The 13260-nt window shown below is 37.5% G+C and carries 11 protein-coding genes; 4 read left to right on the plus strand and 7 right to left on the minus strand.

Features of this window, described 5'->3' with window-relative positions; all coding sequences use genetic code 11:
* Nucleotides 1-51: 51 nt before the first annotated feature.
* The 3 genes from ED2_RS15415 to ED2_RS09300 are packed head-to-tail and all read right to left on the minus strand — an operon-like array spanning nucleotide 52 to nucleotide 2802.
* Nucleotides 52-195 (minus strand): hypothetical protein, encoded by a 144-nt coding sequence (locus ED2_RS15415; RefSeq protein WP_016177900.1) that lies wholly within the window; start codon nucleotides 193-195, stop codon nucleotides 52-54.
* Between the two features lies 1 nt (nucleotide 196).
* Complete coding sequence (gene feoB, locus ED2_RS09295; RefSeq protein WP_016177899.1) at nucleotides 197-2329, minus strand: ferrous iron transport protein B; 2133 nt, start codon at nucleotides 2327-2329, stop codon at nucleotides 197-199.
* Between the two features lie 5 nt (nucleotides 2330-2334).
* Nucleotides 2335-2802, minus strand: coding sequence for a FeoA family protein (locus ED2_RS09300; RefSeq protein ID WP_005878957.1), 468 nt, complete (start codon nucleotides 2800-2802; stop codon nucleotides 2335-2337).
* 399 nt (nucleotides 2803-3201) lie between these two features.
* On the opposite strand from ED2_RS09300, the gene nrdH reads away from it, so the two are divergent.
* From nrdH to nrdF, 3 genes are all read left to right on the plus strand, one after another.
* Nucleotides 3202-3426: a glutaredoxin-like protein NrdH gene (gene nrdH / locus ED2_RS09305; protein WP_005878960.1), complete on the plus strand. Its 225-nt coding sequence runs from the start codon at nucleotides 3202-3204 to the stop codon at nucleotides 3424-3426.
* A 137-nt stretch (nucleotides 3427-3563) separates the two neighbouring features.
* Complete coding sequence (gene nrdE / locus ED2_RS09310; RefSeq protein ID WP_016177898.1) at nucleotides 3564-5723, plus strand: class 1b ribonucleoside-diphosphate reductase subunit alpha; 2160 nt, start codon at nucleotides 3564-3566, stop codon at nucleotides 5721-5723.
* Between the two features lie 52 nt (nucleotides 5724-5775).
* The gene (gene nrdF, locus ED2_RS09315; protein ID WP_016177897.1) at nucleotides 5776-6741 is read left to right on the plus strand and encodes a class 1b ribonucleoside-diphosphate reductase subunit beta; all 966 of its coding nucleotides are present in this window, start codon (nucleotides 5776-5778) and stop codon (nucleotides 6739-6741) included.
* A gap of 250 nt (nucleotides 6742-6991) precedes the next feature.
* Here the strand turns inward: nrdF and ED2_RS09320 are convergent, their stop codons facing one another.
* From ED2_RS09320 to nagB, 3 genes are all read right to left on the minus strand, one after another.
* The gene (locus ED2_RS09320) at nucleotides 6992-8113 is read right to left on the minus strand and encodes an AI-2E family transporter (protein ID WP_005878965.1); all 1122 of its coding nucleotides are present in this window, start codon (nucleotides 8111-8113) and stop codon (nucleotides 6992-6994) included.
* A gap of 213 nt (nucleotides 8114-8326) precedes the next feature.
* Entirely contained in the window at nucleotides 8327-9040 is a 714-nt protein-coding gene (locus tag ED2_RS09325) for an MgtC/SapB family protein (protein ID WP_016177896.1), read from the minus strand.
* A gap of 130 nt (nucleotides 9041-9170) precedes the next feature.
* Nucleotides 9171-9872 (minus strand): glucosamine-6-phosphate deaminase, encoded by a 702-nt coding sequence (nagB, locus tag ED2_RS09330; RefSeq protein ID WP_005878968.1) that lies wholly within the window; start codon nucleotides 9870-9872, stop codon nucleotides 9171-9173.
* 348 nt (nucleotides 9873-10220) lie between these two features.
* Here nagB and ED2_RS09335 point away from each other — a divergent pair, with 348 nt between their 5' ends.
* Nucleotides 10221-11753, plus strand: coding sequence for an ABC-F family ATP-binding cassette domain-containing protein (locus ED2_RS09335; protein WP_016177895.1), 1533 nt, complete (start codon nucleotides 10221-10223; stop codon nucleotides 11751-11753).
* 99 nt (nucleotides 11754-11852) lie between these two features.
* Here the strand turns inward: ED2_RS09335 and ED2_RS09340 are convergent, their stop codons facing one another.
* Entirely contained in the window at nucleotides 11853-13049 is a 1197-nt protein-coding gene (locus ED2_RS09340; RefSeq protein WP_005878972.1) for an MFS transporter, read from the minus strand.
* Nucleotides 13050-13260: the final 211 nt, after the last annotated feature.

Here is a 13260-nt window from a genome sequence, read left to right on the forward strand (position 1 = left end):
TGTTTATTTCGTGCACTTCTTTATGCAGAGGTGGTTTTTTCTGACTAGAGATCAGTCCACCATCGTTTTCTTCTGAACCTTCTTTACAGGACAGGCACTTTTACATTCATCACATGTTTTTCCTGATTTTAATCGCGAATAAACGATAGCTGCTGCACTGCCAAATATCAAGACGCTTAATAAAAATGTTGCCATATTATTGTTCACCTTCTAACGAAATGGTTAATACGTTACTAGTCTTTGCTTTCTTTTTCAATAATGCATAACAGATACCAACGATACATATCCCTGCCAAATAAGTTGGGATGATTAAATGTCCCCCTTCAAACAAGTGAGAGAGCTGATAGATAATAAAGCTGATCAAATAAGCAAAACCGCATTGATAGACTACTGCGATCATCGTCCACTTCGCAGAATTCATTTCCCGATGGATTGCGCCAATTGCGGCAAAACAAGGAGCACATAGCAAATTGAATGCTAAAAATGAATAGGCAGCAGCAGATGTATACGTATTTTGCAATGCCAGCCAAATTTCTTGACCATTTTCAGAAACTTCTTTGTGCCCAAATAAAATGCCAAAGGTACCAATGATATTTTCTTTCGCAATCAGACCGGTGATGGTAGCCACAGTCCCTTGCCAGTTTCCCCAGCCAAGCGGTTGGAAAATAGGGGCAATCACACGTCCAAAGCTTGCTAAGATACTTTGACTTTCAGGCACAGCTTGTCCGATAAAATTGTATGAAGATGTAAACCAGATAAGGATACTTGAGACAAAAATAATCGTGCCAGCCTTTTTCACGAATGACTTACTTCGATCATATGTCTGTCTTAGAATGATCGACCATTGTGGCAAATGGTAAGTTGGCAATTCCATGATGAAAGGAGACGTGTCTCCAGCAAATAATTTGGTTTTCTTCAACATGATCCCAGAGATGACGATGGAAGTCATCCCTAAAAAATAGGCAGAAGGAGCAACCCATGAAGCATGAGGGAAAAATGCTCCCGTAATCAATGCAATGATAGGCAATTTTGCAGAACAGGGCATAAATGTAGTGACCATGATCGTCAACCGTCTGTCCTGTTCATTTTCAATCGTTCGACTTGCCATTACACCCGGCACCCCACAACCAGTAGCAATCAGCATGGGAATAAATGATTTTCCTGAAAGTCCAAATTTTCGGAACAATCGGTCCATCACAAACGCGATCCGTGCCATGTAGCCGCAGTCCTCTAAGAAACTCAAGCATAAGAAAAGAACGATTAATTGTGGGAGAAATCCTAAAACAGCCCCAACTCCAGCAATGATCCCATTTAAAATCAATTGTTGCATCCAGTCAGCTACTTGCCACTCAACTAATAACTGTTCAATATGGTTTGGCAACCAGCCGCCGAACAACGTATCGTTGACCCAGTCGGTTCCGATCGTCCCAATCGTTTGGATGGCTAGATAATAGACAAACCACATAACAAAAGCAAAAATAGGTAATGCAAACCACCGATTGGTAACGATCCGATCGATCTTATCACTGATAGAAAGCTGAAAAGAGTCCTTTGTGACCACACAAAGAGCCGTTAATTGGGTCAACCATTCGTACCGTTCATTGATGATGATCGTCTCGCTATCTTCATCAAAAATCTTTTCAGTCAAACGGATCAATTGTTCGACTTCCTTTAATTGCTTTGCAGAAATTTTTAGTCCTTTCGAAATCTCAGGATCGCGCTCAAACAGTTTGATCGCATACCATCGTTTAAAAACGGGAACACTATTGTCTAAAACATCCTCAATTTCATGCAATGCTGCTTCTAGGCGATCATCATATGTACAAGAGAGCGGTGTTGGCAGCTTCTTATAGGTCGCTTGAATGATCATTTCTGTTATTTTTCCTAGTCCTTCCCTTTTCAATACACTGATAGGAACAACAGGAACGCCTAAACCATAACTTAATTTTTCACTATTGATTTTTCGACCGTCTTTTTTAACGACATCCATCATATTTAATCCCACAATAACGGGAATACCTAAATCAAGCAATTGTGAAGTCAAATAAAGATTTCTTTCCAAATTCATGGCATCTACGATATTGACGATCACATCAGGCCGTTCATCAATCAGATAATTTCTAGCAATCACTTCTTCAGGCGTATAGGGGGAAAGGGAATAGATTCCCGGTAAATCTTGAATATAGATGGTAGGATGTTTCTTCAAGTGCCCTTCTTTTTTTTCGACGGTCACGCCGGGCCAGTTTCCCACATATTGATTTGCGCCTGTCAATGCGTTGAACAGACTCGTCTTTCCACTATTTGGATTACCGACTAGTGCAACTTTCATTTTATCTACTCCTCTTTTTGAACCAGGATCAAGGATGCTTCTTCTTTACGGAGTGTCAACTCATACCCTCGTAATGTGATTTCTAAAGGGTCGCCTAACGGTGCTAATTTTCGTACAGTGACACGCACGTTTTTAGTCACACCCATATCCATCAGACGTCGTTTCACTGCACCCTTCCCATGAATGGCAACCACCACACCACTTTCGCCTGTAGTAAGCTGGTCAAGCGAAGTCCAACTTTCTTCGGAGAACTCGCTTTTTTTTACGATAATCTGGCTTAATAACTCACGGTTGACTGCGATCCGATTATTTTTTAGGAGTAAAATCGAGTTGCTGCCAGATCGATTGATAACGACGATTTTACTTCCTGTGATAACTCCTAAATTTTGCAAGTGCTTTTTGACTAAGTCACTGGTCTGTATTCTTTCAATCTGATACACAAGATTTAGTTTGGCTTCTTCTAAAGTTTCCATCAAAGCTCCCTTCTTGTGAAAAAAGTCTTCTATAGCTTTTCTCCATTTTATCTATCCATTCAATCCCAATCTATCTCAGTTATTGAGAATCATTCTCACAAAGAATACTCTCTCTAATTGAGAATGTCAATGTTACTTGTGATTTTTTGAGCGTATTTTCATTTCTTTTGATTTTTGTGTGTAAAAAAAAACTTTTTTCCAAGTTTTCCACAGTATTTTCTGTACTAAAACAAGCTTTTTTTCACTTAACGCTTGTTTTCAGTTGTTTTTCAAAAACCACAAAACATAGTATTCCACAGTTTCCACAACACAATATGTAGTGTCTGCCGTTTGACTTTTTTACTAATAGTTTTATACTATTCATTATAGATAAACAGCAGAGTCAGGAGGAAAACAAAAATGAACGTAAAAATATTTTCAAAAAATAATTGTATGCAATGTAAGATGGTCAAACGCTTTTTATCGGACAACCAAATCGATTTTGAGGAAGTCAATATCGATGAACAACCTGAAGCCATTGATTGGTTAAAAGCACAAGGCTTTCAAAGTGTACCTGTGATCACTTCAGACGTTGAAACAGTGATTGGTTTCCGTCCAGATCAATTACGCAAACTTGCTAGCTAATGAACTGTCAATTGGAATGTATCTCTAATCGGATTTGATGGAAGTGAGGACTCTTTGCCCGAACATCCCCCAGATCCTTTTTTACAGCATCAAAAGAAAGAATTTATCAAAATAAGAAATGAAGGTTGGGCGTATTTATGAGTCTTAAACAATTAAAAGATGTCAGCTATTTTAAGTTAAACAATGAGATCAATCGACCTGTGAATGGTCAGATCCCTTTAAATAAGGATAAAGAAGCATTGACTGCATTTTTTGAGGAAAATGTTAAACCAAATACAATGACTTTTGCTACAGCAATGGATAAAATCAATTATTTGATCACTCATGATTACTTGGAATCAGAATTTATTCAGCTTTATTCCCCTGAATTTATTGAAAAGCTATATCAATTTTTAGACAAACAACATTTTACATTTAAATCATTTATGGCTGCTTATAAATTTTATTCACAGTATGCATTAAAAACAAATGATGGTTCTGCATATTTAGAATCTTATGAAGATCGTGTAGCTTTCAATGCTCTTTATTTTGCAAATGGTGACGAAGACCTTGCTCTTTCTTTAGCTGATGAAATGATCCACCAACGCTATCAACCAGCTACACCTTCGTTCTTGAATGCTGGGCGCAAGCGACGCGGTGAATTGGTTTCCTGTTTCTTGACACAAGTGACAGATGATATGAATTCGATTGGTCGTTCCATCAACTCAGCTTTACAACTGTCTCGTATTGGTGGAGGTGTAGGTATCACACTTTCTAATTTACGTGAAGCAGGTGCGCCGATCAAAGGATACGAAGGAGCTGCTAGTGGGGTTGTTCCAGTAATGAAACTTTATGAAGATAGTTTCAGTTATTCAAATCAGTTAGGTCAGCGTCAAGGAGCTGGCGTGGTTTATTTGAATGTTTTCCATCCGGATATCATTGCCTTTCTTTCAGCAAAAAAAGAAAATGCAGATGAAAAAATCCGTGTTAAAACACTTTCTCTTGGTGTCATCGTGCCTGATAAATTTTACGAATTAGCACGTAAAAATGAAGACATGTATCTCTTCAGTCCGTATAGCGTTGAAAAAGAATACGGTGTCCCATTTTCTTATGTCGACATCACTGCTGAATACGATAACTTGGTCGCTAATCCTAATATCCGTAAACAAAAAATCAAAGCACGCGATCTTGAAAATGAAATTTCAAAATTACAACAAGAATCTGGCTATCCTTATATTATCAATATCGATACAGCCAATCGTGAAAATCCAATCGATGGAAAAATCATCATGAGCAACTTATGCTCTGAGATTTTACAAGTACAAACACCTTCTGTTATCAATGGAAAACAAGAATATGAAGTATTGGGAACAGATATTTCATGTAACTTAGGTTCAACAAATATCGTCAACTTGATGGATAGCCCTGATTTTGGTCATTCAGTCCGTACAATGACTCGTGCATTGACTTATATCACAGATGCCTCAGATATCGACGTTGTTCCACCAATCCAACATGGAAACAAATCGAACCATACGATTGGTTTAGGCGCAATGGGCTTACACACATTTTTCGCCAAAGAACAGATGGAATATGGCTCTGAAGATTCATTGGACTTCACAAATATTTATTTCATGTTACTAAACTATTGGACACTCGTAGAAAGCAACGCGATTGCTCGTGAACGAAAACAAGTATTTCATAATTTTGAAAAATCAGCTTATGCAGACGGTACTTATTTTGATAAATATGTTACTGGAGAGTTCCAACCAAAATCAGAAAAAGTGAAACAATTATTTGCTGGTATTTTTATCCCAAGTGCTGAAGACTGGGAAAACTTGAAACAAGCAATCATGAAAGATGGATTGTATCATCAAAACCGCTTAGCTGTTGCACCAAATGGATCAATTTCTTATATCAACGATACAAGTGCAAGTATCCATCCGATCACTCGTATGATCGAAGAACGCCAAGAAAAGAAAATCGGTAAAATCTATTATCCAGCACCTTATCTTTCAAACGAAACAATTCCATATTATACTTCTGCTTATGATATGGATATGCGCAAAGTGATCGATATCTACGCCACTGCACAAAAGCATGTCGACCAAGGAATGAGTTTAACTTTATTCATGCGTTCTGAAATTCCAGAAGGGCTTTATGAATGGAAAACAACAACCAAACAAACGACGCGTGATCTAAATATTTTAAGACACTATGCTTTCCATAAAGGTGTAAAATCAATTTATTACGTACGTACCTTCACAGACGATGCAGAAGAAATCGGCAGCAACCAATGTGAAAGCTGTGTCATCTAATTGGGTAATCAAGAATATTTAGGACTGTATTTCAAATAAAGGAGCATCACTCATGTCAGAAACTTATTATGAAGCAATAAACTGGAATGAAATTGAAGATGTCATCGATAAATCTACGTGGGAAAAATTGACTGAGCAATTTTGGTTAGACACACGTATTCCTTTATCTAATGACTTAGATGATTGGCGTACCCTTTCTCAATTAGAAAAAGACACTGTTGGTCATGTTTTTGGTGGATTGACATTACTAGATACCGTTCAATCAGAAAGCGGAATGGATCAATTGCGCAAGGATGTTCGTACCCCTCATGAAGAAGCGGTATTGAACAACATCCAATTCATGGAATCTGTTCATGCAAAAAGCTATTCTTCTATCTTCAGTACACTGAATACAAAAAAAGAAATCGAAGAAATTTTTGAATGGACGAATACAAATCCTTATCTGCAGAAAAAAGCAGAGCGTATCAACGAAATTTATAAGCATGGCACACCTTTAGAAAAGAAAATTGCCAGTGTGTTTTTAGAAACATTCCTATTCTATTCTGGTTTCTACACACCACTTTACTATTTAGGAAATAATAAATTGGCGAATGTCGCTGAAATCATCAAATTGATCATTCGCGATGAATCTGTGCATGGTACCTACATTGGGTACAAATTTCAGCTAGGCTATAACGAACTTCCTGAAGAAGAACAGGAGCAATTAAAAGATTGGATGTATAATTTGTTGTATGAATTATATGAAAATGAAGAACGTTATACGGAAGAATTATACGATCCAATCGGTTGGACAGAAGAAGTAAAAACTTTCTTGCGCTACAACGCAAACAAAGCTTTGATGAATCTAGGGATGGACCCACTCTTCCCAGATACAGCAAACGATGTAAACCCAATCGTCATGAATGGGATTTCCACAGGAACAAGCAACCATGACTTCTTCTCTCAAGTCGGTAACGGCTACTTACTTGGTCATGTTGAAGCCATGAAAGACGATGACTATTTGATTGGATTAGACTAGACTGTAAAAGTGATTCGGTTTGAGTAAAATAGGCTGGGACAGAAGTGTTTCTTACTTTTGTCCCACGCTTTTTTTATTATGGAGTTGTTTTTTTAGAGCATATTCCTAGAAGTCAGAAACCGAGGTTCTCAAAAGGTACCAATCCACTGTTAGTTTCATACATTTTAAGAACAGAAAAAGCATCTCCAAAAGTCATGACGACTTCTAAAGATGCTTTTTTCTAATTTTCTGTTATATGGTAGTGTTTCTATTATTCGTTGATCAATCGATCGCTCTCTGTAGTGTGTTCAAATTTTTTTAATAGATAGATTTTTCGGATATTCAATACCAATGTCTTGATGACCGCATAAACTGGGATACAAATCAGCATCCCCATGATTCCAGCCACACTTCCGGCTCCTATCAAAACTAAAATGATGGTTAATGGATGGATATTCATCGACTTTCCAAATAATAATGGTTTGATGACGTTCCCGTCCAACTGTTGGATGACCAGTATAGAAAGTGCCATATAAAGCGCTTGAAATGGTGAAACAAATAAGCCAACGATCACTGCAGGAACCGCGCCAATGAACGGTCCCACGTAAGGTATGATATTCGTGATCCCACAACATACAGCGAGTAACAAACTATACGGCTGATTAAAAATCGTCATTGCTATAAAACTCAATACACCGATGATCACTGCATCCACGATCGTACTACTGATATATGCCGATAAAGTATCATTCAGTTCTCTCACAGTTTGCCGCAACTCACCACGTATATTTTGTGGGAAAAATTTTGAAAGTGCATCAATAAACTTATGTCCATCTTTGAACATGAACAATAAAATGAATGGCACTGTAAATAATAGAATAAAAAACTGGAGCATGAAAGAAATGATCTTTGATACACTGCTTGTCAAACTAACCAATGCGATATTGAAGAGATTGCTAAGGGATAAGTTTGCAGAAGCTAACTGTTCCTCCAGATTGAAATTTTTAAATTCTTCTCTTTGTGCCACTTCATTCAGCCATTTACTCGTTTCTTCGGCGTAGGTTGGTAAGCTTCGTGTTAATTGAATCGTTTGTTCGACCAATTGAGGAATCACATTCATGATTGCTAATACTGTAACCACGATCACTACAACTAATACCAAGATATACCCGTATACTCTTGGTATCCGATGTTTTTCCAAAAATGAAACTACCGGATTAAACATATAGTAAAAGAAGCCAGCAATTAATAAAGGCAAGACAATTGCTGAAATCATTTTTAAAACTGGACTAAAGACATTCGGCATCTGGATAATAAAAAAGACACCGATAATCGTCAATACCAGTTCAACAGTCCAGAATAATAATTTTGATTCTTTAAATTTTGAATACATACATCTCCTCCAACTTTTGATAAGTCTATTCTATCATTCCCATTAAATTAAAGCGCTATTTTATGAGAAATTTTAACTTTTCCCTTATTCAATCATTACAATCAATAAAAAGGACAAAACATTCAGCTCTAAGACCCTCAAAAAATGAATGATTTTTGAAGCCCAATGCTTTTTGTTTTGTCCTTTTTTTATTTAGTTGATACAGAATGAACTTTACTGAGCAATGCTCACCAAATGAAGTTTTGTGATATTTTTATAAGTCGATAATTCTTCAATCACTTCTGCGTAGGTCATGTTTTTAGGTAAATTTATCGTATAAATATTTTTATATACTCGATAATCCTCTACAAATTTCACGTCAAAATTCACATCTTCGATAATAATATCGCGTTTTTCAAAATAATCTGCCAGAAAATCTTTTGTTTCTTTCCGGTGGATAAATTGGATCTCCAACTTTTTAGTCGTTGGGACATGGATAATTTTTTTGACGACCGTCAATGCAAGCACAATTTCAATAAAACTAATAATAGCAATCGCATAAAACCCCATACCGATTGCAATGCCTACCCCTGCAATTGCCCATAAAGACGCTGCGGTCGTTAAACCTGTAACAGACTGCTTAGTGACGATGATCGTTCCTGCACCTAAAAATCCGACACCACTGACTACTTGAGCAATCAGACGTGCTTCATCTGACCGGATCGTTCCAACTAATTCCGGATATTCTAACGCATCACGCATTGCTTTACTAGCGATTTCCACTTGGATCAGTGCGATGATACACGCGCCAATACAAACTAAAATGTGCGTACGCATGCCTGCCGGTCTATTTTTGTACTGTCGTTCAAATCCGATTGCTCCACCAAATAGTAATGCAATCCCCAATCTAAGAACGATTTCTGGAATAGTTAATATCATATCATTCATTTCAACACCCTCTACTTCAATATATCATGTTTAAAAGATGGAAACAAAAAAAGACTGATTTCTGGTAGAAAAAAAGAGTGCGTGACAAGACGTTTGCCACACCCTCTTTTTTAGTTTTTGAAAAGTTTGCTTATAATTTGCTTCCAGCAGCATCATCGATAATAACGATAACATTGTCGTGATTTTGTAATGCACTAGCTGGCATATCTGTTGTTACAGGTCCATCGATCATTCCTTTGATTGCATCTGCTTTGTTTTCGCCATATGCAAGTAAAACAATTTCTTTTCCTTTAAGAATTGAACCCACGCCCATTGACACAGCTTTAGTCGGAACATCCTCTGCTTTTTCAAAGAAACGTTTATTGGCATTGATCGTTGATTCAGTTAAATCAACTACGGATGTTTTCCCATCAAATGGTACGCCTGGTTCGTTGAAACCGATGTGACCATTTTGGCCGATACCTAAGATTTGGATATCGATCGGATGTTTTTCGATCACTTCATCATACTCTTTGCAAGCTGCTTCAAGATCGTCCGCTTTTCCATTTGGAACGAAAGTTTCTTTAAATGGTTTTTTATCAAACAATTGGACATTCATAAAGTGACGGTAGCTTTGGTCATCGTCTCCACCTAGTCCAACATATTCATCCAAGTTTACAGAAGTCATGTTACTGAAATCTAGATCGCTTGAAGTCATTTCTTTATATAATGTGATTGGCGTACTTCCTGTCGCAAGTCCTAAAACCGTAGCACCATTATCCATACCTTTTTTGATAATTTCAAAAGCTTTTTTTCCGCCTTCTTCAGCGTTTTTCACACGAATGATTTCCATAACGACTACTCCTTTGTTTTTGGTATAGCCCAATTATAGCATTCTTTTTTCTTTTTTACAACATTAGTATAGACCAAATATCGTACTTTTTGTATTTTCTTGACAATCCCTTCCTGCCCGTGTTACGTTTCATTGGATACGATGTTTTTTAGACTGGTTGCATTTTATTCAACTATTTTACAAGAGGCTAGGCCGAAAGTATGAATCCACAGAGTTTTTTTCTGTCCCATCCTCTTTTACCTTACTCTTTTTAGAGAAAATACGAGAAATATTTCCCAAATCATTTTAACTATTTCCCTTGAAATTGAGTTTTAAAGTGTCTTCCTCATCGTTAGAAAGGAAATCACAATGAGTATTTTAACTTTAACAAATATTACCCAGCAATTTGGGGATAAAATTTTATATGAAAATGTTCAGCTACAAGTCAATGCCGGCGAACACCTAGGCTTGATCGGACAAAATGGTGCTGGTAAAAGTACCTTGATCAAAATCATCACTGGCGAGATCTTGCCTGATGATGGTCAGATCCATTGGCAAAAAAATATCCACCGCGGCTATTTAGATCAATATGTAGAGGTAGATGAAACCTTAACGATCGAAGAATTTCTAAAAACAGCTTATTCAAAGGAATTTGAAAAAGAGGCAAAAATAGCTGAACTATATCAAGAATATGGTGAGAATTTCGATGATAGTCTCCTTGAAAAAGCAGGAAAGTTACAAACAGAACTAGATCAGGGTGTTTTTTATCAAATCGATACTTTGGTAGCAGAGATGAGCAGTGGCTTAGGGATCGATGTCCTAGGCTTAGATACCCCTCTAAAAAATCTTAGTGGTGGACAACGCTCGAAAGTCATCTTGGCAAAATTATTGTTGGAGACCCCAGATGTCTTAATTCTAGATGAACCAACCAACCATCTAGACGACCAGCATATCCAATGGCTGACACAGTTTCTCCAAGAATTTGAAGGAACATATATTGTCATCTCACATGACCAAGAATTTCTAGACAAGATCACTACCCACATCGCAGATATCGAATTTGGTAAAATCACAAAATATACGGGACATCTAAAGCAGGCATTGAAACAAAAAGAACAAAATCGTGAAAGCTATTTGCGTCAATTCCATGCACAGCAAAAGCAGATCGAGAAAACAGAAGCTTATATCCGAAAATATAAAGCTGGTTCACGTTCTACGATGGCGAAGAGTCGCCAGAAACAGCTAGATAAAATCGAACGCTTGACACCACCTGCTTCCGCAGCTAAAGCGATTTTTGATTTCCCATTTGCACCGATCGTGACTACTCTTGCTGTTGAAACAACTGATTTAGTTATCGGTTATGAACGTCCTTTACTGGCGCCAATCAATCTGACGATCCGTTTTGGTGAAACAGTAGCTATCCGAGGATTTAACGGGATCGGTAAATCCACGCTTCTAAAAACATTGATTGGAGAAATCACACAGTTAGATGGTGACTATCATTTTCCTGATAATACGAAAATCAATTATTTTTCACAAGATCTCCATTGGGAAAAACCTTTAGAGACTCCTTTACAATATTTAAGTGCCCAATTTCCGAAGGCAACGACCAAGGAGTTACGACGCCAATTAGCTAAATCAGGGCTTGTCAATCAATTAGCCAGTGAACCGTTATCGACCCTCAGTGGTGGTGAGCAAACAAAAGTCAAGCTTGCTCAATTGACGATGAATCAAGGAAACTTATTGATTCTTGATGAACCGACAAATCATATCGACCATGAAACGAAGGATAGTTTGCAAAAGGGTATCCAAAAATTCCCTGGTACTGTCATCATTGTTTCCCATGAACAAGAATTTTACCAAGATCTAGCAGATCGAGTCATCGAGATCGAAGGATTATAACAAACTATGTTAACTAGTTAAACAAGAGGCTAGGACAAAATTGTACGATTTTGTCTTAGCCTCTAACTTATTTTTGAAAAATGCGGTCGTTCATCAATGCTAGGATACTTGATGCGTTTTTTCCCTAAAAACAACATATTGGAAGAAAAAAGCACATAATTGGAAAACAATTCCAGCCAGTGTTACGCCTGTCCAACCATATTGTTGCCACATGGTAGTACCAAGCAATGAACCAGCTGATCCACCAATAAAGTACATAAACATAAAAATAGTATTGTTACGATTGCTTGCTGCCTCTCCCAAACCTTGTACTCTCGTTTGGTTCGCCACTTGTCCAAATTGGTTCCCAACATCCAACAAGATGATCGCTAACAATAATACAACCAAATAATCACCTGCAATAAATAAAGCAATAAAACTGATCGTTTGCATAGCCAAGCCCATACCTACGATCTTACGTTCTGAATAGGAATCTGCTAGTCGCCCAACAATTGGTGCTGCTACAGCCCCAGATAAGCCAAATATAGCTAAGATCCCAGCTTCAAAAGTTCCCCAATGATACGCCGGACTACTGATATAAAAAATCAATGTTGACCAAAAAATCGAAAATGTCCCAAACATAAAGAAACCGCTGATAGCTGCTTCTCGTAGCAAACGTTGTGTTCTTACTAAATGTGGCAAGCTTTTTAAAGAGTCCACATAAGAAACTGTTTTCGTCGTTGCTACGGTCGTTCTTGGCATTTTCCAATATAACAGTCCTGTTAAAACAGCAACCAAGACTAATGCAAATAAGTAAATCATCCGCCATGAAAAAAGACTCGCTACGATCCCCGAAACAGTTCGAGAAAGCAAGATTCCCACTAAGAGACCACTCAGTAATGTCCCCATCACTTTTCCTCTTGCTTTTGGTCCAGCTAGAACCGCTCCATACGGAATAATGATTTGCGGTACGATAGATAATAAACCGATCAAGAATGATGCACAAGCAAACAACGTGAATGATGGCGCAAAAAAGGCTGCTAATAATGAAATTGCTGATAATGCTGCCATCCGAATAATCAATTTAGGCCGATCAACAACATCACCTAACGGAACTAAAAATAATAATCCTAGTGCATAACCAAGTTGAGTCAGCATCGTCAAGATTCCGACGGCACTCGTACTGACGGATAGACTAGTCGCTACTTTCGTTCCAATCGGCTGGATATAATACATATTCGCTACAACTACGCCGCATGTGATCGACAAAAGTAAAATCAGCGAGCGTGTTAACGGTGTTTGTTCGTTTTTTTCCATTTATTTCCCCCATTTCCTTTATTAGTTTACAACTTCTTTAAAAAATAGGAAACAGGAAAGTCTAGCACAACCAATCTTTTATCGATACAAGACAAATATTCGTTATTGGAATCTTTATACAAGAAAAAAATTCATTCTATTTGTTTTTTTCTATGGTCTTTATAGATAACTACAATCAACAAAGTCAAAATCAACACACTTGCAATCAAGT

The organism is Enterococcus durans NBRC 100479 = LMG 10746 (assembly GCF_001544215.1).
GTDB lineage: Bacteria > Bacillota > Bacilli > Lactobacillales > Enterococcaceae > Enterococcus_B > Enterococcus_B durans.

Coding starts and splice junctions, on each gene's coding strand:
- ED2_RS09340 (WP_005878972.1), bottom strand. CDS start 13,049: ATGGAAAAAAACGAACAAACACCGTTAACACGCTCGCTGATTTTACTT.
- nagB (WP_005878968.1), bottom strand. CDS start 9,872: ATGGAAATCATTCGTGTGAAAAACGCTGAAGAAGGCGGAAAAAAAGCT.
- ED2_RS09320 (WP_005878965.1), bottom strand. CDS start 8,113: ATGTATTCAAAATTTAAAGAATCAAAATTATTATTCTGGACTGTTGAA.
- ED2_RS15415 (WP_016177900.1), bottom strand. CDS start 195: ATGGCAACATTTTTATTAAGCGTCTTGATATTTGGCAGTGCAGCAGCT.
- ED2_RS09300 (WP_005878957.1), bottom strand. CDS start 2,802: ATGGAAACTTTAGAAGAAGCCAAACTAAATCTTGTGTATCAGATTGAA.
- ED2_RS09335 (WP_016177895.1), top strand. CDS start 10,221: ATGAGTATTTTAACTTTAACAAATATTACCCAGCAATTTGGGGATAAA.
- nrdF (WP_016177897.1), top strand. CDS start 5,776: ATGTCAGAAACTTATTATGAAGCAATAAACTGGAATGAAATTGAAGAT.
- nrdE (WP_016177898.1), top strand. CDS start 3,564: ATGAGTCTTAAACAATTAAAAGATGTCAGCTATTTTAAGTTAAACAAT.
- ED2_RS09325 (WP_016177896.1), bottom strand. CDS start 9,040: ATGAATGATATGATATTAACTATTCCAGAAATCGTTCTTAGATTGGGG.
- nrdH (WP_005878960.1), top strand. CDS start 3,202: ATGAACGTAAAAATATTTTCAAAAAATAATTGTATGCAATGTAAGATG.
- feoB (WP_016177899.1), bottom strand. CDS start 2,329: ATGAAAGTTGCACTAGTCGGTAATCCAAATAGTGGAAAGACGAGTCTG.